Raw genomic sequence first — 20,118 nt, forward strand, 5'->3', positions numbered from 1 at the left:
TTTTTTTGAATTTTTAGATAAAAATTAGAACCTCAAAATGCTAATTCTGAGGCATTTATTTATAAATTATAGCAAATTATTATCTTGTGCCTGAATCGGTGGCGGTGTCGGTTTGCCCAGAGTGCCTAACAGTTCGATTTCAATGGTACGAACCATGGAGTCCAGTGGCAAGTCATTGCTTTGAGTTCCGAAAGGTTCTTCAATCTCTGAGCTTAGTGCATCCAGTCCCAAAAAAGTATAGGCCAAAATACCGACCAGCAAAGGCGTAAACAGACCAAGCGTTGAGCCCAGACTAAAAGGTAAAATAAAACAGAAAAAATATACGGTACGGTTCAAGAGTACCGAATAGGCAAAAGGCAAAGGCGTCGTCGCAATCCGGTCACAACCTGTCTGCACAATACTGAGTTCCGCGACATGATTATTCATCTGCATATAAATGATGTCAGAGATTTCACCTTCTTTGAGAGCTTGCATTAGCTCCCACTGAATCAGACTCAAGGTATATTGCGGTGCATTGGCCTGTTGATAGAGCTGAGTAATCGCCTGCTGGCTCATCCCACTTGTTTCCACCAGTTCAGTCGGATTGGCTGTCTGATGGCGCAGACGGTCACGCAGTACGTTCGCGAAAACGATGACGTGCTGAATCACACGTTCACGACGGCCTTGAGACAACATCCGGCAGTCACGGTCAAAATGACGTGCATTGGCAATCAGAATACCCCAGAGTTTACGTGCTTCCCACCAGCGGTCATAACAAGCAGTATTTTTAAATCCGAGAAAGATAGACAGTACTACGCCGATGAGGGTAAAGCCGACGAGAGGGAGTTCTGGAAAATGAAAATAACCTACACGTGAAAAACCACCAATAATGGCTGAAATCAGCATGACCACGCCTAAAGGAGGTAAAACCTTAGGTAAAATCGTTCCTCGCCAGGAAAATAATAATTTAAAAACGTTCTGCTGGTCACGTACGATCATTTATTGGAATCATCACAATTTTTTTTCATGATCTTCTTGAGTTGTAGCTGCTTTGTCAAGTGCTATTCCCCCTTAGGCTTCAGGTTTGATGAGTTGCTGCTCAGCAAAGGAAAAACTGCCCTCCAGCGCGATGATGCAATGGTCAATTAAACGGATATCGACCAGTCGACATGCCTGTTGAATCTGGCGGGTCAGATACAGGTCAGCCTTAGAAGGAGTGGCTTGGCCCAAGGGATGATTATGCGCAATCACAATTGAAGTTGCCTGTTGGGTAATGGCATATCTGAGCAACTGATTAATCGAAATATCACATGCATTCACAGAGCCATAAAACAGCTTTTTAAATGCAATTTTCCTTAAACTGGCGTCCAGACACAGGACCGCGAATACTTCCTGATTTTCACTCAATAATTCGAAACGTAAATAATCCCGTAGTCTTTTTGAATTACTTAATTCTAAAGAATCCTGTTTAAGATGCTCGGCAATATAACGCCGTCCTAATTCTTTAACCGCCATCAGTTGGGTATATTTACTGATGCCCATGCCATGAAACTGGCTGACTTCCTGCAAAGGTGCATCGAGTAAAGCAGTTAAATGACCAAAATGTTGAATCAATAGCCGGGCTAATTCTACGGCCGAATGCTGTTGTGATCCTGATCGGAGAAAAATGGCCAGCAGTTCTGCATCAGATAAACTTTCTGCCCCATATTGAATTAAACGTTCCCGCGGCCGTTCCAGTTCAGGCCAGTTTTTGATTGAAAATTGCATAGTTATTAGACTTATTTATTATGAATTATGAGTTTTCCCTGAAGCTGATCTCTTGGGAATGCAATTATTTAATGCTATTGTGAGCCCCACTGCAACAGAAAGGTAAGCTGTTCGTGAGCTTTGATCTAAGTGTAATTCCTCATAAAAATATCATTTTAGCAGTCACTGGCGGTATTGCTGCCTATAAAAGTGCCATTCTGGTTCGCCGTCTGAAAGATGCCGGGTTTAATGTGCGGGTTGTCATGACTCAAGGCGCACAGGCTTTCATTACCCCTTTGACCTTTCAAGCCTTGTCAGGCAATCCGGTACATACCGAGTTGCTGGACCCTGAAGCTGAAGCGGGCATGGGGCATATTGAGCTGGCACGTTGGGCTGATCTGTTATTGGTTGCGCCAGCCAGCTGCGACACGCTGGCAAAATTTGCAGCAGGCCTTGCAGATGATTTGCTGAGCACTTTGTATCTGGCAACCAATGCACCGGTCTGGGTCGCACCAGCCATGAACCAGCAGATGTGGGCTGCCAAAGCAACCCAGCGTAATCTTGCGACTTTGATTGAAGATGGCGTACATGTGATTATGCCGGATGCCGGTTCACAAGCTTGTGGTGATGTAGGCTTGGGCCGTATGCCGGAGCCGGAAGAGCTGGCACGTCAGGTCACAGAATATTTCCATAAAGCTCAGCGCGCGATTGCAGAAAAATTTGGCATGCTGGCGGGCAAGCAAGTCACGATTACAGCTGGTCCGACCCGTGAAGCGATTGACCCGGTACGTTATATTTCCAACCATAGTACCGGGAAAATGGGTTTTGCATTGGCAGCAGCCTGTTATGCAGCTGGAGCGAATGTCACCCTGATTGCTGGTCCGGTGAGCCTAGATACCCCAAATGGCGTCAAACGTAAAAATGTTTCTTCGGCAGTGCAAATGCTGAATGAAAGCATGCAAATGCTGGAGCAGGGTTGTGACATCTTCATTGCGACCGCTGCAGTAGCTGATTATCGTGTCGCACAGGTAGCCGAGCATAAAATCAAGAAAGCAGGCGATGAGCTGAATGTCGCTTTAATAAAGAATCCGGATATTGTGGCGACCATCGCACAGCAGGAAAAACGTCCATTTATGGTAGGCTTTGCTGCAGAAACCCGAAATATTGAAGAATATGCAGCGGGTAAACTGGTGGCGAAAAAACTGGATATGATTGCCTGCAATGATGTTTCGCGTGCGGATATTGGCTTTGCATCCGATGAAAATGCCATGACGGTATTCTTTGCCGAACACTATCATCTGGATAAGCGTGATCTGGACAAAGCCTCTAAACAGGAAATTGCCCAGCAACTGGTTGAAGCGATCCATGATGCCTTGCACCATGATCCTGCTGCAGAAGATGATTTTTAAGTTTTCAATGACGGTTAAAGCCCTGACTGATTCAGGGCTTTTTTATAGGGTTTTTTACCATGAAGTTAAAAAGCCAGTACAACATAAAAATAAAAACGACTTTATAGACTAAGGATTTATTTATTCATTTATTTAAAAAAAGTATAAAATGGATCACAGAATAATCCAAAGATGAAAAGTTTTACACATCTGTAAAGCAGTGAGAGAACACAAGGGGGCGGGATGAAAAAAATCATAATGATATTGATGATCGCCTGTCTGGCTGGATGCAGCTATTTTGTATCGATTGATGAACTGGCCAGAAATATTCAAGGACAAATGCAGCAAGAATTTAATGCCAATCCGAATTATCAGCATTATCGTCTGACTGTAGTAAATGTAAAAATCCGCCATCGCAAAGGCAATGAGTTTGAAGCAGTTTCACATCTGAATTATCAGGGCAATGAATATCCCATTAACGTTAAAATTTCAAAGGTGAATGGTGGTTATAGCTGGGCCATTGAAGATGATGCTTTTGCCTTTATCGATGAAATCGAGATTGAAAAATATCGTCAGCAACTGGATCGTGAACTGGAACAGTTGGCCTCATCACTTGATGATCTGGAACCTGTGCATGAACCTACCAATATTGAGTTAGGGCCAGATGTCCGTCCAGTTACAGAGCCTGTTCTGCAAGCGGCTTCCTATGATGAAGAACCGATTCCGGTCGGAAATATTACGGCCTATACCCACTAATTTTTATTTTAGGTCATAAAAAAGCACCGGGTCTCGGTGCTTTTTGATTTTAAGGCTGAACTTGATGTTCACGCAGATAATCTTCAGTGCGCTGCATGGCTTCCTGAATATTCAATAATGCTGTTTCTACATCTTTTAGCGTTTTGGCATTGCCACCACTTAAAGCCTGACGCCATTTACGTGCACCTGGTAAGTTCTGAAATAAACCTAAAATATGACGGGTAATAATTGACAATGGTGCACCTTCAGCCATACGTTGGGCAATATAAGGCAGCATTTGTTGCATGATCTCAAAACGGTCCGGTGCTTCGAGATTCCATAGTTGACCCAGCTCAGCTAACAGGTACGGGTTGTGATAGGCTTCGCGGCCAATCATCACGCCATCGACATGCTTGAGATGTTCAAGCGTTTCTGCATAAGTTTTAATTCCGCCATTAATTTCAATGGTCAGTTTCGTACGGTCCTGCTTCAGACGGTAAACATCTTCATAGCGTAGTGGCGGGATTTCACGGTTTTCTTTAGGTGAAAGACCTTGGAGTAAAGCAATTCGGGCATGCACAATAAAGTTATCGCAACCGGTTTTGGCGACCGTATCCACAAAATGCAGCATTTCTTCATAAGAATGCATGTCATCAATACCAATGCGGTGTTTCACACTCACCGGAATATCCACGGCATTACGCATTGCATCAATACATTCTGCGACCAGATCAGGTTCAGCCATCAGGCAGGCACCAATTTTATTATTCTGTACCCGATCACTCGGACAGCCGACATTCAGGTTAACTTCATTGTAACCCCAGTCCTGAGCCATTTTAGTACAAGTTGCCAGATCTTGAGGGTTGGAACCGCCGAGCTGTAACACAATCGGATGTTCTTCTTGATTGAAGTCCAGATGGCGTTTGGCATCGCCATGAATGATGGCGCCCGTAGTCACCATTTCGGTATATAAAATGACATTTGGATTAAACAGGCGCGCAAAGAAACGATAATCTTTTGTCGTCCAGTCCATCATAGGTGCAACGGATATACGTGGGAGCCTTGATATATCAGTGTTTTGTTTTAAATCAGTCATTTAAGCACCTATGAGCATTCGTATCATTTACGATAAATTTGTATCTTTTCCTATCTTTTTGCAACTCTTGCAACTATATTTGCAACCATTCCCGTTCATTTAAGAAATAGTTGCAAGCATGGGCTATATCACAGAGTTAAAATCCAAAACTAAAGGTACCAGATACAAGGCTGTGATCAATATTCGCAAGCCAAGTGAGGGTATCGAGTACTTTGATACTGAAACATTTAGTACCAGAGCTTTGGCAAAAGCATGGCTAAAAAGAGAAGAGGACAGATTAGAAAAGAATCCTCACTTGTTGTCAACCGACAAAGATGCTGTGGCATCTGCAGCCATGTCTTTGGCATCGGCAATTACCAGGTATAAATCTGAAATTTCAGACTATGGCAGGACTAAGGCATTTACCCTTGAGATGCTGAAAAAGTTCGATATTTCTCAAAAGTCCTTGGCTGATCTTAAGCGTACCGACTATGCAAATCATGCGCTGCGTAGACGTGATGGCTATAAAAATGAAAATTATGATTTAGATCCAGTTGAGCCAAGTACTATTCTTTTCGAATTTCAGTGCATGAAATCGGTATTGGATCATGCCGAACTGCTTTGGGGTGTCGAGATCGACTTCAACGAATATGAGAAGGCCGTTAAGGGTTTAAGAAAGTCCCGTGTGATTTCTGAGTCTGAAGAGCGTAACCGGTTGCCAACGACAAAAGAATTGCAGGATCTGACCACGTATGCGTACATGGATTTTCATTTAAAGAATTATTCAAATACGCCTTTGTACTTGATTATGTGGCTTGATATTTACACGGGTCGTCGCTTGGGTGAATTGCCAAGGCTTGAAATACAGCATTATGATCGTGAGCACAAGAAATGGTACCTGGAAGCAGTGAAGCATCCAACGAAAAAGAACAATGACAAATGGTTTGTGGTCTCAGATGAAGCAGCAGAAATCATTGATGAGTTACTCAAGCCTGAAATCCGTAAAAAAATGCTTTTACGTGGCGGTGATGATCGGTACCTGATCCCAACACATGAGGAAAATATTGCACGTCATTGGCAGAAAATTAAGAAACAAGCCTGCATTGATGATTTACGTTTTCATGACCTTCGCCATGAGGCAGCAACACGTTTGGCAGAGCAGGGCTTAACGGTACCACAGATCCAGCAGTACACTTTGCACGATGACTGGAATAGTCTGAAAAGGTATGTGAATTTAGATATTATTCGAAAGGATCTGCTCACATATAGGCAAGCAATTGAAGTGGCCAAAACCACTGGCATTGCTGAAGCCATAAAAAAAGCCTCTGATTAGAGGCTTTGGGGTTTGCGTTTTTTTACCAATAAGCTTTGCCATATTTTGAAGAATCTGTGTGATGTATTTCTACACGCATTCCACGCTCTTCAAGCTGCTTAATATAATTGTCTGTTTCCAATTGATCACTTTGTGCAAAATACGGCAAATCTAAAGCAATATAGTTTTTCCCATTTTTGATTTGTCTTTTTATACCGCTTTCAATTTGTTTGCGACATTTTTCAAATGTTCCAACGCCAGCCATATGTTTTTCCTTTTTAAGATTAAGATGATTTTTCATCAAGTAATTGAGCAAGAAGCACCGCACCAGTACGGCAACGGTTTACAAGTTTCATGACATTGGGGTCATCATAGGTCACAAGATTGTCGCGGAATTTTGGCAATGGCAGCTCACGTCCTGCCTTAGAAAATTCATGGTTGATATGCGCCACGATTTTATTGTCAAGATTGCGTTTAAAGTTTGGGTCTTTAAGCATTTCAATGTGAGTCATTGGCTGGCTCCATCTCAATTACTTCACAAGTAAATTCACGGGAGCCTGGAGTGGCAAATCTTTCAGTTATTCCGTATTCTTTTTGAAGGTAAGCATTAAAAAACTCTGGCTTGTCCATTACGCGAAAACCATCTGGCAAGGCATCCTGAGCCTTTTTAAATATCAACTCAAGCGTAGATCGAGTAGGGTACTGGCCCACAGGAAGCGACATTGTGACTACTGCCTGTTGCCCAGATTCCTCTTCAACCGCATAAACCTTCATTTCGATTTCAATTGGTGCATTCATCTTCATTTACGCCACCGCCATTTTTTTAATTTTGTTAAACGTCTTTGAGTCCAATTCCTTTTCAGCAACCTTGAAAAAACGCATCGCCAGCTCCTGCGCTGAGTGATTATTCTTCTTCATGATCTTGGCATCTTGATCAAGCAAAGTGACAGTCTGGTTGATGCGTGTCAGCATAGAATTGACTTGTGACAATTCAATATTCAGTAAAGCAATTGAATTGCCGTTTTTGCATTTGTCCTTGGCTTCAATCAAGCCTGCACGTTTGGCTTTGAGCTGGTCACGTAGATCCAAAAGATCATCACGGCTAAATTGTTGACTTAGTTTTAAAGGACTAAGTTCTAACAATTGTTCTTGTGCATTTTCAAGTTTCATTACCATTCCCACATTTTGTATTTAATAAATAAAGTGCCATTTGCTAAGAGCATCAGCTCAAGCATCAACAAGAAAAACTCTGCCATTGGTGAACTCATCCTGAATGCGTTGAAATTCTGAAACAGCAAATTGTTGAGCCATTTCATTAATCAGTGATTGAAAATGAGCAAAAATATAAAGTCCGAACTCAGCCATGTTGAGTAGCTGTGGATCTGCAGAGCTTTTTGATTTGATCAGTTCAATTTCGGCATGGCTTGCAAGCTTGAGCTCAAGCAATAACTGGTAGTATTTATCCAGGTTATGAATATCTACATTCACAGATACATCGGTTGGATCACACATGAATGGTTGGCCACTGTATAAATGGCCAAACACTCGATTATCTTCAAGACGGTCAATAATGCCGTTCCCTGCAAAATGAATTCCTGAAAATTCAGTACTATTTTCAGAGATAAAACTCACTGCCACATGGTCGCCTGTATTCATGCTGCTAATTCCTTTCTTTTGTCTTGAATAATTCTTCTACAAGCGATGCAATGATGTTTATGAGAGGATTTATATACACGGAACTCAGTTTCACCATGTTTTTGACACTTGCCAATAAATAAATCTTTGCCTAAGCGCAAGGCTTTATGTTTTGCTTCAAAGTTGAATTTGCAACGTTGTTGCTCTGTACTTAAAGGTTTTTGATGATTCTCCAAAACAGGTCGATGGCTACTCACAGATGCAGTCATCGCTTGGCGCATTGTGTTTTGAGAATTATTCCATCCCGTTTCTTTGGGTTTATCATTCAGACCTGAGTAACCTGCAGGAAATTGATCTGGACACTGTTTTTTTTGCTTGCGCAGGAACCAGCGAACCTGAATATCAAGTCGTCTTGATTCGGATTTTTTGCGCAAAATGTCATGGCTTGAATTAATGTGCATACTGTTCACCATTCATGGCTTTATGATCGTGCTGGGCCAATGCAGTTTGCTGATCGATATACACAGCAAGATCATGCAAATTGACCATCCAAGATGCTTTCTGTTTTTCGCCTAAACGGATCACAGGGAACGGCAATTCCTGTTTCACTGCTTTACGTTTGGCAATTTCAAGTGACATGTGGCTCAAGTAGTCTTCAACCACATTTTCAAGCGGTACCACTGGAGACATGTAGCGCAACACAAGCATCGTGTACGTGTTGATAACTGGAGCAAATTTACCTTTCACTTCAATTCCCCTAGTTCCTTGAAGATACGTTCAGCCGTTTTTACATCAACGGTTGCAGGTACCACATGCTGACCAGGCATGTGAAAAGTAATCACATGCACACCATTGTTATTACGGATCACCACGTTGTTCACATTGCTGATATTGATAATGTGCTTAGTGTGGTTTAAATCGGTGAATTGAAGCATTAACGATTCTCCCGTTTCCTTAAAGCTTTGTGATCCGCTTTAAGCTCCTTTTGGTGCTCATTTAACTTGCACATTACAAAAATCACTGCAATTACAAGTAATAGAATTGGATATGCAAGACAGAATGCGATGGCTGCAATTGCGACATATTTATTCATTAGCTCACCTCATTAATTGAAATTAGAGCTGCGTTTAAGTGCTTGTCTTCATCAGATACAGCAGTTGGAGTGTCATGAATCAAACAATGACAGCATTGTTCATCCGTATAATTTGGACATTTCCCTTGGCAAGCATGGCCACCTTTTTTTCGATGCAGTTTTGGCCATGAATCAATGACTGATTGCTCAGGTACGATGCTTTCAGGGGTGATGGATAGGTTCATAAATACTCCTCAATCAATTGAGCACGCATAGCCTTTGCAACGTCATCAAGCCATTTAGCTTTTTCAGTTAAGTCAATAAATTCGAAATTGATCGCAGCATCAATGAATGCATTTGCTTGTGCAATTGCGATTGTAAATTCGTGTTGATTGTTTGATTTGTAGATGCCGTGAATAGCGGTCTGTATCTGTGATACAGCACGTTCTTTGTAGAAATCAAAGTCTTTAATTTGTGGTTGGGCAAAGTCGTCTGCGAGTAGACGACTTAAAATGATTTGATCAAATTGATCAGTTTTTTGAGGATTTGAACTTTTCATAAAAAAACCTAAGTTGACTTAGAATGTATTTAAACTAAGCCAACTTAGGTTTTGTGTCAATTAAATTTCTAAGCTATCTTAGAAATATTTTTTATAAAATTGAATTATAAGAATTTTTTAGATGGTTCAAATTTTCCAATATATTTGCCTTTGTAAATGCAATTTTCTTTAAGGGGAATGATGTTAGGTTGAAAATTAGGATTTAATGCCTGTAAATACATACGATTAGGCTCTCTAACCAATGCTTTGAAAGTAGCTTCATCATCGCAGCGAACTACTACCATTTCGCCAGTTTGTATTGAAGTTAGGTCAATATCTGGATCTATGCAAATATAATCGCCATCTTTGAAGTGAGGTGCATTGCTAGTACCCTGTACGATCATATAAAAACTATTTTTCCCTGCATTTGGTGGTGCAGGTAGCCATTTTTCAATTTCATGTGGCTCTAATGATCGAACATTAGTCCAATTTCCTGCTTGAACGTAATCTAAAACAGGTAGCATTCTTGAGATAGGTCTGAAATCTCTAACGGATTCACTTGCTTCATGTTGTCCATATTTTAAATATTCAATGGATGTATCAAGCATTTTGGATAACGTTTCAAGGTTTTCATATTTGGGTTCATTAACGTCTTTTTCCCAAAATCCAATAGTTACATCCGATACGCCTACTAAATCTCCTAGTTTTCCTTGGGTTAGCTTTTTCTCTTTTCTAAGTTTTTTGATTCGAGAGCCGATGGTTTCCATAAAAAAATTCCGAGATAAATATCTAAGCTATCTTAGCTATTGACTATCAAAGATAAGTTGTGTCTAATTAAATCTAAGTCAACTTAGATTTTGGTATTAACATGACTCGTAAAGAAGCAATGGAATTATTGGGCTTTAAAAAATTGATTCAGTTAGCAGATAAGCTTGAATTAACGACCGCCGCTATAGCGCAATGGCGTGACGGGGAGGATATTCCAGAATATCGCGAGTATGAAGTCAGAGAATTAGCCGCTGGTCGCACTCCAAAACGTTTGCTTAAGTCTAAGCAAAATGTAGCTCATGCAAATAACTAAAAAAATGAATGAATTGGGAAATTTTAAACATGCAACTTACAAGCACTCAGCGTTTAGAACGTACAGTACTGTCATTGTCTATGGCATTGAAAGCAGCAGTGTATCGCCAAAATGATGATTCAATCATGGCAATTATTGCTGAAAAGAATGGTTTTAATATCAATACATTTCGCAGTTCGTTAAATCCAACGACACCTACGCATAAAGCTAATATTTATCATTTAGAAGCGGTTTTGTCGGAAACTCAAGATGCCCGAATTATGGATAGCATTTGTGCTATTCATGGCAATGCTGCTTGGTTTGAATTGCCAAAACATGAAAATCTAAATATAGCTGATTTTGTGATGAAAATCGGAAAGTTAGCACGTGAACAAGGTGATTTGTCACAGTCAATTGCAACTGCAATTGGTGATGGGGTGGTTAGTAAAGATGAATTAGCCATTATTCAAAAAGATGTCATGGATCTTATTAGAGTGGCACTAACACTATTGGCTATGGTTGAACAACAGCATGAGCAGGTAGTGTGATGGTGAAATCTAGATTTCAATTGGATGATGTAAAAGCCAAAGCGCAAGGTCTTTGGGCTGATACGATTTTTCCGAGATTCAATATCGATGTGCGATTTAAGAAAAAAACACCATGTCCAGCATGTGGTGGACGTGATCGCTTTCGTTATGACGACAAAAATGGCAATGGTGATTATATCTGTCAGCATTGTGGCGCGGGTGACGGCTTCAGTCTTATCCAAAAATGCACACATTTATCGTTTCCAGACACGATTGCAGAAGTTGCAGCCATTGTCGGACTTGATGCAACGTCAAATATCACAGATGCAGACCGTGAAAAATGGCGTAAAGAAAAAGAGTTACGTGATAAAGAACAACGTGAGCGTGAACGCAAGCGTCAGGAGCAAATTGCACGTAAAGCTGAAGGTATTTTTCGCAATGCATATTTGGGAGATTTCAGTCAGTATTTGAAAGACAAACAAGTAGATAAAGACCCAAAAATTAAGATTGACCATAACGGCAACCTGTTAATCCCTGCTATCGATTTTAAAGACAATAAAATGTGGAATTTGCAGACCATTGAGCCTGATGGCACAAAATATTTCATTAAAGGTGATACCAATGATTCTGGTGAATGGGAAACCGGCGGTGGCCGCATGGGCGGTTTGGGCTTCATGATTGGAGAAGTTCAGCCAGATCAATACAACCCGTATTACATTGGTTTGGCGGAAGGTTATGCAACGGGAATGTCTACTTTTATGGCTTCTGGTATTCCAGTAGCACTTGCATTCGTAGCGAATAATTTACCGAAAGTAGCGTCAGTACTTAAAGCTAAGCATCCCAATGCGTTATTCATACATTACGCGGATGATGACAGTGCCAAAGAAGATACAGGCTTGAAGTACGCCCAAGAAGCACAAGCCATAACAGGTGGCATCATTGTACTGCCTGATTTCACCAAAATTAAGGAGTCAGTTGCATGAATTCTAAGGTCTATACAGACTTCAACGATCTGCATGTCAATTGCGGACTCGACGAAGTCGGAAAGCAGATCCGTTCAGCTATTTCTTCTATTCAGATTTCCCCCGCACCCCCAAGTAATGCAACCAACAATTTTTTGGGGCAAGATCCCGATTTTGAACAAATCGATGTTGTTGAACAAAGTGGGGGCGCGGGTATTTCGCAGGAAAATACTGCTCAATCTGTGCCTTCACCTGAAAATCAAATGGAAAAATGGATTGCCCGTTTCTGCTTAATCGAAGGTGAAACCAACGTTTGGGATGATTACGGCAAAAAGATTTGGAAAAAAACCGCATTTCAGACCATGTTAGGTGGCAAGAAAGTCTTTGATCAGTGGAATTCACATCCAAAACGTAAAACCATTTCATCAGATGATGCAGCTGGGCGTGCAACGGATGAAGGTCATCTCAAAGCAAAAGAGATGATCGAACGATTCATTATGCTTGAAGGCAAAAAAGCATGTTGGGATACATTTCGTCGTGAGCTTGTCGGCACGGATGTTATGAAAGAAAACTGGGCAGGTGCTTATGATGTATGGGCAAAGTCTAGAGAAAAACGCATGATTTGGCATGAAGACCTAGTTTTTGTCCCAAGCATGCATATCAGTGAAGGTCAGATCAATACCTATGACGGCATGGACATTTCACCGATGCTGGATGATAAAAATCAGATTGTTCAAACTTCCGATGCGTTGGAGCTGTGCATACCAATTATTAACTTGGTCAAATTTTTATGTGGTCGTGAAACGGCTGCTTATGAATGGCTGATGAAATGGCTAGCTTATCCTCTGCAACATCCAGGTGCAAAAATGAATACATCTGTTTTGCTGTGCAGTGCCGTGCAAGGTTCGGGTAAATCCCTATTCTTTGAGAAGATCATGACACGGATTTATGGTGAAAAGTACTCTGTCACATTGGGTCAAAATGGTCTTGAATCCATTTATACAGATTGGGCTGAACGTAAGCTGTACTGCCTATTTGAAGAAATATTTAACAATAAGTCTAAGTTCGGCATGATGGGTCTGATCAAACACATGATCACGGGTGAAAAGATCCGTATCGAGAAAAAGTTTATGTCAGGCTATTCGCAGAATAACCACATCAACTGTGTGTTCTTATCCAATGAAGTACAGCCATTGGCTATTGAAGAACGTGACCGTCGATTCTTGGTACTCGAACCAAATCAAAAATTAGGTGATGACCTAAAAGGATTGATTGAAAACTGTCTTGAACCTGACAGTAAAGCAATCAGTGCTTTCTATACCTACTTGTTGTCGATGGATCTGACGGACTTCACCCCATACACTGAGCCACCAATGACCAAGGCCAAACAGAAAATCATTCAGTTCGGTTTACCAGGCTGGAAATTATTCTTAGATGATTGGCGTGTAGGATTATTAGAGCATCCATTTGTTTGTTGTCTCTCAGATGATTTGTACATGGCTTATCGTCAGTGGTGCCATAAGAATGGAGAAAAAGCGATTCCATCTAACAAGTTCTTAAACTTGATTGCATCTGAGCGTGTCGTGGCCAAAGGGCATGGACGGATCTATGAGGATGTTGTCACTGGAGCTGGTTATCAGGAAAGACGCAAAGAGGTGCAAAGGCGCATGGTCTTTACTGCCAATCCACCTGAAGGCGTAAAAAGAGCAGATTGGCTGAGTGGACAAGTGAAAGAATTTCGTGCTAAGTTAAAAGGAGATCATGATGTCCCTAACACACTATAAAATATCAATAATTGTTACGGGTGTTACGGGTCTGTTACGGGTTAAATCAATACCCCGTAACACTGTCAAAGCCTTACACCATCTCACTTTCAGCGACCTTGTTACACCTGTTACGGGCTTATGCGCGCGCGCACGCGTGAAAAAAAAATTATTCAATCTGCTAATTCTTATTTCTAAAGCTAAGAATATTTTTCTTACGTGCGAGAAAACAGCCCGTAACACCCGTAACACCTGTAACAACTATTGTTTTTATTACATTTTTAATTTTTCTACACGTAACAAATCAGCATTTACCCGTAACAAATCGACCTGTACCCGTAACAATCAACAAGGAATGTGAATAATGGAACAATATTTGCGATTGTTAAATCCTAAAACAACGAATTTTGATGCAATTGGTGGTGGTAGTCATGGTTCAATCACAGCGCAGGATGTATGTGTGGCAATGAGTTATGCTCGATTATCGTTACTTCAAGACAATTTAGTCCGTTTAAAGTGTCTAGGTGCGAACTCAATCGAGAATATTGAAAAGTTTGCTACGGTACTTTTGGGTAAGTATGATACTCGGCTTATGAATGCAGGCTTGGCGAATAGGTATCACTTGGCGGTTATTCGTGTTGCGCTTATTGAGTTTTGTAAAGTTCCAGCCAACTACAAGCCGACTGAGCGAAATCGTGAGGTTCTTTCGGGTTTTAGTGATTCAACTGTGCGAAAGCATCTCGCTAAACATATTGATGCAATCCTTGAAGACTTTCAGGATGAATATAAGTTAAGTGAAGAAAAGATATTTTTTCAGCTAAATAAATCTAAGTGAAATTAGATATTGACACAAAAGCAAACTTGGGTTAATTTTTCCCACAATGCAAAACTGTATTTAAAGCGCTGTAAGTTCTTAAGAGTCTCTCCCCAGAGGCTCTTTTTTTATGGCTGTATGTCAGGCGCGGGGCAGGGCATACAGTCTTTTTTTTAAGGATGACCGCATGGCAAACAATCAGATGATCGTTCGCATCTCAGTTCAGATGCCTAAACGTCGAATGGTATTGCTCACAGCGCTTCATGCAGTGGACAAGATCATTCAACTGAAAGCAACACAGAAACTGCGTGAATTAATTATTAAACGTTCCATCAAAGTTACTCCGGTGAAACATGAACAAAGCACCACAGAAAGCTAAGCGTCCATGTCTATCATCGGGCTGTAAAGACTTTGCATCGAACAAAGGATATTGCGACAAACATCAGAGCCGAGTGAAGCAACGTGATCGTGATCGCGGGACTGCACATCAGCGTGGCTATGATGCCGAGTGGAAAAAACATCGTGATCAATTCTTGTTGGAACATCCGCTGTGTGTTGAGTGTCGTCGCAAGGGTTACGTGATGCCTGCAACGGTGGTCGATCACATCATTCCACACAAGGGTGATAAGGATCTGTTCTGGAACAAATCAAACTGGCAACCGTTATGTGAAACACACCATAACATCAAGACTGCATCAGAAGATCGCGGTGCTTGGATTCCAGTAGTGAATAAGCCTGTGATAGATCCTGATCGAATGAATCCTTTCAAAGTTGGTGACACAGTGACCATTGCAAATGATGTGATCCTCAGCCGACTTGGTTGTACTGATCAGGATCAATGGGAAGTACTCGATGTGCTCAATGAAAAGATTCTCGAAGTATCCAATGGCATGAAGATACAGCAGCTGCACTTCATTCATTTCAAAAGACATACTGAGACTGCACACGTTAGCTAGTCTCAATGTTGACAGCTCGGAAAGACGGCCAAAGCTAAACCCAATAATACTGACTGAGCCAACCGATACTCTTTAGGGGTATCCCTTTCAGGATGCGGACCAGTGGCTTTGTTTATCGTGAGCACAGAGCGGTGCGTTCAGATGCTGAACTGAAAACATTGACAGCAAGGAAAGCCTTGCACCGATTTCAAATTAATTAAGGGGATATGGGGTCAAAAGTCAAAACCGACCTCCCGATAAAGACCGCCCCCCCATGAAATTTTCTCTCCGTGAGAAAAAATCGAAAGGGAGGGGGGTATCAGAGGTGATTTATGACTGATAAAGATTTCACATTCCAAGCTGGATCTGAACTACTGCAACCGAAAGTTGCAGTAAAGGCAAAAATCCCGCCTAAGCCTGAAGGCTTGACCAAAGTTGCAAATGCAGTTTGGGAAGAGTTAGGACCAAAACTTGTTGAAGTTGGTCTGCTTAGTGAGGTGGATGGAGCCGCGTTTACATTGCTCTGCCGAAATATTTCTGACTATGAAGCTGTCTTGGCCAAGTTACAGACCGTCGATGACTTCGTGGATGAGACACCAAATAAATTTAAGGTCCAGTCAGTGTGGTTCACATTACGGAACAGACTGCATGATGACATTTTGCGACTGTCCAAAGAATTTGGTCTGACTCCAGCTTCTCGAAGTGGTATGCGTGGTGCTCAGACGGATAAGAGTCAGCAATTGGGTCTTGGGTTTGAAACGCCTGAACCAACTAAACCAGAGAGTGCATTTACAGTGCGTAGACGATCATGAGCGAAAGAAATTATTTAGAAATCATGCACCAGTACTGCAAAGACGTGCAAACAGGTGTACGAATTGCGGGAAAGTTTGAAAAATTAGCAGTAAAACGTTTTCTAAATGATTTAAAACGCCAAGAAAACGACCACGATTTTCCATATTCATTCAGTGAAGAGCGCATGAATCATGTGTGCTCGTTCATTGAAAACTTGCATCACTGGAAAGGTGCTTTAGCACGTAAGCATTTCATCTTAGATCCATGGCAAGTTTTTGTTGTTGGCAACATTTTCGGCTGGGAAGATGAGGACGGTATCAGACGTTTTACTGATGCTTATGTCGAAATTTCTAAGAAAAACGGCAAATCTACCCTTGCTGCTGCCATTGGTTTGTACATGTTATGCGGTGATGGTGAAGCGGGTGCTGAAGTTTATGCAGCAGCTGCCAATTATGACCAAGCAAAAATTGTGTGGCAGGATGCCAAACAGATGGTACTGCTGAATGCTGAATTAAGAGCAATATTTGGTATTGAAACGACTCAGTATGAGATCCGTTCGACCACTGGCAACGACAACAGTATTTTCCGTCCGATTGCGACAGACAAAGAAGGCAGTAAGGACGGTAAAAACGTCCATTGTGCCATTCTTGACGAAATTCATGCGCATAAAGATTCTGAAACTTACGACATCATGGCAGATGGTGTCATTGCTCGTCGTGAGCCTTTAGTTTTGGGTATTACCACAGCAGGCAGTAATAAAATCGGGGTCTGTTGGCGTGAGCGCTGCAAAGTTGTCGATATTTTGTATGGTAAAGATAATTTAGAGCGTTATTTCGGCATCATTTTTACCATCGATAAGGGTGATGATTGGCGAAATCCTGCGGTTTGGCCAAAAGCCAATCCGAGTATGGGCGTAGCGTTTGACACAAATTACTTGCAAGGCAAATACAAGAAGATCAAAACCGCTGCTGAAGAAAGCCGATTTAGACAGAAAAGTTTGAATGAATGGGTGCAAGGGGCAGACAGTTGGATTGCTTCGAGTGAATGGGAGTTGATTGCAGATCCGAGCGTCACTGAAGATGATTTTAAAGGATGTATTTCTTTTGGTGGCTTAGACTTGGCAAGCAAAATGGACTTGGCAGGTTATGTGAAATGGTTCCCTAAACTGATTGATGGGCGTGTGCATTGGTATATTTTTGCGCATCAGTACATCAACTCCAACGTGGTAAATCAAAGACGTGCAATGGACGGTCAGAAACGTCCAGATGAATATTTGGATTGGGTCGAAAGCGGTCATCTGATTGAAACGCCAGGGAACGTCACTGACTTTTCACAGATTTATAAAGATGTGATCGAAAGTCATTTGCAAGCCAATATGTATGAAATTGGTTTTGACCCATGGAATGCAGCGCAATTCGGGCAGGATTTGATTGCCGATGGTTTAGAAGCAATTGAAGTTCCTCAAAAGGTCAATCCGTTGAGTATCGGCATGCGTTGGATGGAAGAGTTGATCCGTGATGGAAGGCTTCATCATGATGGCAATCCCGTGCTGCATTGGTGTATGTGCAATATTGAAGTTAAAGAAGACAACAACAGCAACATTTTCCCACGTAAGCCTGACAAGGCACGAAAAATTGATGCTGGTGTGGCTGCCATTATTGGTGCTACACGGGCAATGCTTTGGGATAAATTGGACGTTTTCGACTTGGTACCAGGTGAAGAAGATGGAAACATTGATGACTGGTTGAATGACATGATTAAGGTAGCGAAGCGATGAGTAAAAAGCGCGATAAAGTGAAAATTCGTGATAAAACAAATCGCGATAAGCTGAAGGTTCGCGGAACGGGACCAAAGCAAGACAAAAGGGGGGCGACATTACATGATCGTCCCCTTTCTACTTTGAGAACGGCTAAGCCTGTCAACTTTGATAGTGCGATGACGCTCAGTGCTGTTTTTGCTTGCGTTAAGATTCTTGTTGAGTCAGTGGCCACGTTGCCTCTGCAAATGTTCAAGATCAATAAGGATGGAACGCGAACACAAATTAAAGATCATGACTTGATTCGATTGCTGAACAACAAGCCGAACCGTTATCAGACCCGTGTTGAGTTTTTTGAACAGCTGATGCTGAACCTTGTCGCAGGCAATAGCTTTGGCAAGCGTGATTACATCGGAAAAAAGCTCACCAGTATTCAAATTATTAACTCTGGATCAGTAGATCTGAAGTTAGACGATAAAGGCAATCCGATTTATCAGTGTCAAATCAATGGTCAGAAAGTCGAATATTCTGAAAAGGATATTTGGCATGTCAAACTTTTTGGCACGGGATTGATGGGAATGTCACCCATTGCTTATGGAGCTCAGTCCATTGGTGTGGGTCTAGCTGGTAATGAGAAAACTACTCGTCTGATGTCCAATGGTGCTAAGCCAACAGGCGCGATTTTGACACCAAAGTGGTTGAAAAAAGAGCAAAGAAACGAAATTCGTGATGAGATGGATATTCTCGTAAATGGTGATGATGGATCAATGCCTGTACTCGAAGGTGATATGCGATTTGAGAAAATCAGTCTAACACCAGCGGATCTAGAATTAATTCAAATTCGAAAAATGTCAGTTGAAGAAGCTTGCCGATACTTTGGTGTGCCACCAATTCTGGTGTATTTGACTGAAGGTGCAACCGCATGGGGTAGTGGTATTGAGCAAATTATCGATGGATTTTACAAATTTGGTTTACGCCCATATTTGGAACGTATCGAAGAAAGTATCCGTATTCATTTGCTTCCGCGTGAAGATTGGGATGATTACGAATTTGAGTTCAAGACCAAAGATTTGTTGAGAGCGTCTTATCTGCAACGAATTGCCTCGAATAAAGATCGAATTCTTAGCGGTCAGGCATCGCCTAACGAGATCCGTCGTGAAGAGGGTGATGCACCCGATGCAAATGGTGATTTCTTATTGGTTCCAGTGAATATGACCACTGCTGAACGTATGAAAAAAGGTACTTATGGAGCGAAAGCTGATGAAAAATAAACTGCATGTGCGGAATAAGTTTTCGCCAAACATGCCAAAAGTGCAATGCCGTCGAATGCCTGTTGTTGCGGATAACTTACGATTTATCAACAAGGACGAAAAAACTGGCATCGTGAAGATCAGCGGTTATGCGGTGAAATGGGATTCAATCAATTATCACGGTGAAAAATTCATTCGTGGTGCATTTGCTGAAGTCTGTGCTGCATTTGCAGCAGGAACCAAGAAAATTCATGCTTATTACAACCATGGTTGGCGTCTTTGGTATGTCGATGCACAGCTAGCCATGCGTATTGGTAAATATACAGTTCTTAAAGAAGATGAAGTCGGTCTTTATGTTGAACTTGAATTTACACCACGCTTAGCCATTGCCAGTGATGTGACTGCCATGGTCCAACATGGCACGGTAGATGGATTCTCAATTGCATTTTTCCCAATCGGTGATTTGGATTATGACGATAAAGGCACTCATATTGAGATTCGTCGAGCTGACATTTATGAAATCAGTGTTGTTGATGAGCCATCAGATGATTCTGCGCGTGTGATCAATGATCAGACCATTGAAGCGATTGAATCAGAAGATGATGCTGAAGAACTTTTGCGTTCGCTGGGCTTAGCTGGGGATTACTCAAAAAAACTGATTGCACGTTTAACCGATGTGCATAAGCCAAAAGAAAATCCACCACCAAAAACTGAACCGAAAAAAGATCCTTTGGCATTCTTGGATCAAATAACCGTTTAATTTTCGTTTTAAATCCTGA

The 20,118-nt window shown here is 41.6% G+C and carries 28 protein-coding genes; 14 read left to right on the top strand and 14 right to left on the bottom strand.

Features of this window, described 5'->3' with window-relative positions; all coding sequences use genetic code 11:
* Positions 1 to 66 precede the first annotated feature (66 nt).
* Positions 67 to 978: a bestrophin family protein gene (locus FTU01_RS05220; RefSeq protein WP_159123091.1), complete on the bottom strand. Its 912-nt coding sequence runs from the start codon at positions 976 to 978 to the stop codon at positions 67 to 69.
* A gap of 72 nt (positions 979 to 1,050) precedes the next feature.
* Complete coding sequence (radC, locus tag FTU01_RS05225; RefSeq protein WP_159123090.1) at positions 1,051 to 1,746, bottom strand: DNA repair protein RadC; 696 nt, start codon at positions 1,744 to 1,746, stop codon at positions 1,051 to 1,053.
* Positions 1,747 to 1,859: 113 nt separating this feature from the next.
* Between radC and coaBC the strand changes: the two genes are divergently transcribed.
* Both coaBC and FTU01_RS05235 read left to right on the top strand, forming a co-directional pair.
* Positions 1,860 to 3,134, top strand: coding sequence for a bifunctional phosphopantothenoylcysteine decarboxylase/phosphopantothenate--cysteine ligase CoaBC (gene coaBC, locus FTU01_RS05230; RefSeq protein WP_159123089.1), 1,275 nt, complete (start codon positions 1,860 to 1,862; stop codon positions 3,132 to 3,134).
* Positions 3,135 to 3,356: 222 nt separating this feature from the next.
* Positions 3,357 to 3,869 carry a hypothetical protein gene (locus FTU01_RS05235; protein ID WP_166135648.1) on the top strand — a complete coding sequence of 171 codons (513 nt, stop codon included), beginning with the start codon at positions 3,357 to 3,359 and terminating at the stop codon, positions 3,867 to 3,869.
* A gap of 49 nt (positions 3,870 to 3,918) precedes the next feature.
* Here the strand turns inward: FTU01_RS05235 and dusA are convergent, their stop codons facing one another.
* Positions 3,919 to 4,944 carry a tRNA dihydrouridine(20/20a) synthase DusA gene (gene dusA, locus FTU01_RS05240; RefSeq protein ID WP_180138416.1) on the bottom strand — a complete coding sequence of 342 codons (1,026 nt, stop codon included), beginning with the start codon at positions 4,942 to 4,944 and terminating at the stop codon, positions 3,919 to 3,921.
* A 118-nt stretch (positions 4,945 to 5,062) separates the two neighbouring features.
* Here dusA and FTU01_RS05245 point away from each other — a divergent pair, with 118 nt between their 5' ends.
* Positions 5,063 to 6,256, top strand: a complete 1,194-nt coding sequence (locus FTU01_RS05245; RefSeq protein WP_180138418.1) for a tyrosine-type recombinase/integrase — start codon at positions 5,063 to 5,065, stop codon at positions 6,254 to 6,256.
* 22 nt (positions 6,257 to 6,278) lie between these two features.
* Here the strand turns inward: FTU01_RS05245 and FTU01_RS05250 are convergent, their stop codons facing one another.
* From FTU01_RS05250 to FTU01_RS05300, 11 genes are all read right to left on the bottom strand, one after another.
* Entirely contained in the window at positions 6,279 to 6,500 is a 222-nt protein-coding gene (locus FTU01_RS05250; RefSeq protein ID WP_120375862.1) for a hypothetical protein, read from the bottom strand.
* 19 nt (positions 6,501 to 6,519) lie between these two features.
* Positions 6,520 to 6,747, bottom strand: a complete 228-nt coding sequence (locus FTU01_RS05255; RefSeq protein ID WP_120375863.1) for a hypothetical protein — start codon at positions 6,745 to 6,747, stop codon at positions 6,520 to 6,522.
* Entirely contained in the window at positions 6,734 to 7,039 is a 306-nt protein-coding gene (locus tag FTU01_RS05260; protein WP_120375864.1) for a hypothetical protein, read from the bottom strand. The genes FTU01_RS05255 and FTU01_RS05260 overlap by 14 nt, the downstream gene beginning before the upstream one ends.
* Positions 7,040 to 7,405: a hypothetical protein gene (locus tag FTU01_RS05265; protein WP_180138420.1), complete on the bottom strand. Its 366-nt coding sequence runs from the start codon at positions 7,403 to 7,405 to the stop codon at positions 7,040 to 7,042. It abuts the gene before it with no gap.
* Positions 7,406 to 7,462: 57 nt separating this feature from the next.
* On the bottom strand, positions 7,463 to 7,891 hold the full coding sequence (locus tag FTU01_RS05270; RefSeq protein ID WP_180138422.1) for a hypothetical protein: 429 nt from the start codon (positions 7,889 to 7,891) through the stop codon (positions 7,463 to 7,465).
* Complete coding sequence (locus FTU01_RS05275; RefSeq protein WP_180138424.1) at positions 7,888 to 8,331, bottom strand: hypothetical protein; 444 nt, start codon at positions 8,329 to 8,331, stop codon at positions 7,888 to 7,890. Before FTU01_RS05275 ends, FTU01_RS05270 begins: the two co-directional genes overlap by 4 nt.
* Positions 8,321 to 8,617, bottom strand: a complete 297-nt coding sequence (locus FTU01_RS05280) for a pyocin activator PrtN family protein (RefSeq protein WP_373686371.1) — start codon at positions 8,615 to 8,617, stop codon at positions 8,321 to 8,323. The genes FTU01_RS05275 and FTU01_RS05280 overlap by 11 nt, the downstream gene beginning before the upstream one ends.
* Entirely contained in the window at positions 8,614 to 8,805 is a 192-nt protein-coding gene (locus FTU01_RS05285) for a hypothetical protein (RefSeq protein ID WP_180138427.1), read from the bottom strand. The genes FTU01_RS05280 and FTU01_RS05285 overlap by 4 nt, the downstream gene beginning before the upstream one ends.
* Positions 8,806 to 8,962: 157 nt before the next feature.
* Complete coding sequence (locus FTU01_RS05290; RefSeq protein WP_180138429.1) at positions 8,963 to 9,187, bottom strand: hypothetical protein; 225 nt, start codon at positions 9,185 to 9,187, stop codon at positions 8,963 to 8,965.
* Positions 9,184 to 9,501 carry a hypothetical protein gene (locus FTU01_RS05295; RefSeq protein WP_180138431.1) on the bottom strand — a complete coding sequence of 106 codons (318 nt, stop codon included), beginning with the start codon at positions 9,499 to 9,501 and terminating at the stop codon, positions 9,184 to 9,186. Before FTU01_RS05295 ends, FTU01_RS05290 begins: the two co-directional genes overlap by 4 nt.
* A 104-nt stretch (positions 9,502 to 9,605) precedes the next feature.
* Positions 9,606 to 10,247, bottom strand: a complete 642-nt coding sequence (locus FTU01_RS05300) for a LexA family transcriptional regulator (RefSeq protein ID WP_120367365.1) — start codon at positions 10,245 to 10,247, stop codon at positions 9,606 to 9,608.
* Positions 10,248 to 10,348: 101 nt separating this feature from the next.
* Here FTU01_RS05300 and FTU01_RS05305 point away from each other — a divergent pair, with 101 nt between their 5' ends.
* The 11 genes from FTU01_RS05305 to FTU01_RS05350 all read left to right on the top strand — a co-directional run bounded on the left by FTU01_RS05305 (position 10,349) and on the right by FTU01_RS05350 (position 20,099).
* Entirely contained in the window at positions 10,349 to 10,561 is a 213-nt protein-coding gene (locus FTU01_RS05305) for a ribonuclease D (protein ID WP_120367366.1), read from the top strand.
* A gap of 29 nt (positions 10,562 to 10,590) precedes the next feature.
* On the top strand, positions 10,591 to 11,088 hold the full coding sequence (locus FTU01_RS05310; protein WP_180138433.1) for a phage regulatory CII family protein: 498 nt from the start codon (positions 10,591 to 10,593) through the stop codon (positions 11,086 to 11,088).
* On the top strand, positions 11,088 to 12,050 hold the full coding sequence (locus tag FTU01_RS15505) for a primase-helicase zinc-binding domain-containing protein (protein ID WP_257233486.1): 963 nt from the start codon (positions 11,088 to 11,090) through the stop codon (positions 12,048 to 12,050). Before FTU01_RS05310 ends, FTU01_RS15505 begins: the two co-directional genes overlap by 1 nt.
* Entirely contained in the window at positions 12,047 to 13,813 is a 1,767-nt protein-coding gene (locus FTU01_RS15510; protein WP_257233487.1) for a DUF5906 domain-containing protein, read from the top strand. The genes FTU01_RS15505 and FTU01_RS15510 overlap by 4 nt, the downstream gene beginning before the upstream one ends.
* Positions 13,814 to 14,156: 343 nt before the next feature.
* On the top strand, positions 14,157 to 14,627 hold the full coding sequence (locus FTU01_RS05320; RefSeq protein ID WP_180092427.1) for a hypothetical protein: 471 nt from the start codon (positions 14,157 to 14,159) through the stop codon (positions 14,625 to 14,627).
* A gap of 166 nt (positions 14,628 to 14,793) precedes the next feature.
* The gene (locus FTU01_RS05325; RefSeq protein ID WP_075167504.1) at positions 14,794 to 14,985 is read left to right on the top strand and encodes a hypothetical protein; all 192 of its coding nucleotides are present in this window, start codon (positions 14,794 to 14,796) and stop codon (positions 14,983 to 14,985) included.
* Positions 14,960 to 15,562: an HNH endonuclease gene (locus FTU01_RS05330; RefSeq protein WP_180138435.1), complete on the top strand. Its 603-nt coding sequence runs from the start codon at positions 14,960 to 14,962 to the stop codon at positions 15,560 to 15,562. Before FTU01_RS05325 ends, FTU01_RS05330 begins: the two co-directional genes overlap by 26 nt.
* 311 nt (positions 15,563 to 15,873) lie before the next feature.
* Positions 15,874 to 16,353 (top strand): P27 family phage terminase small subunit, encoded by a 480-nt coding sequence (locus FTU01_RS05335; RefSeq protein ID WP_180138437.1) that lies wholly within the window; start codon positions 15,874 to 15,876, stop codon positions 16,351 to 16,353.
* Positions 16,350 to 18,110, top strand: a complete 1,761-nt coding sequence (locus FTU01_RS05340; RefSeq protein ID WP_180138439.1) for a terminase large subunit — start codon at positions 16,350 to 16,352, stop codon at positions 18,108 to 18,110. The genes FTU01_RS05335 and FTU01_RS05340 overlap by 4 nt, the downstream gene beginning before the upstream one ends.
* A complete protein-coding gene (locus FTU01_RS05345) occupies positions 18,107 to 19,360 on the top strand; it encodes a phage portal protein (protein ID WP_180092436.1) in 1,254 nt (417 codons plus the stop codon). The genes FTU01_RS05340 and FTU01_RS05345 overlap by 4 nt, the downstream gene beginning before the upstream one ends.
* Positions 19,350 to 20,099: an HK97 family phage prohead protease gene (locus FTU01_RS05350; RefSeq protein WP_180138441.1), complete on the top strand. Its 750-nt coding sequence runs from the start codon at positions 19,350 to 19,352 to the stop codon at positions 20,097 to 20,099. The genes FTU01_RS05345 and FTU01_RS05350 overlap by 11 nt, the downstream gene beginning before the upstream one ends.
* Positions 20,100 to 20,118 lie beyond the last annotated feature (19 nt).

This window comes from Acinetobacter sp. YH12043 (assembly GCF_013419915.1).
Taxonomy (GTDB): domain Bacteria; phylum Pseudomonadota; class Gammaproteobacteria; order Pseudomonadales; family Moraxellaceae; genus Acinetobacter.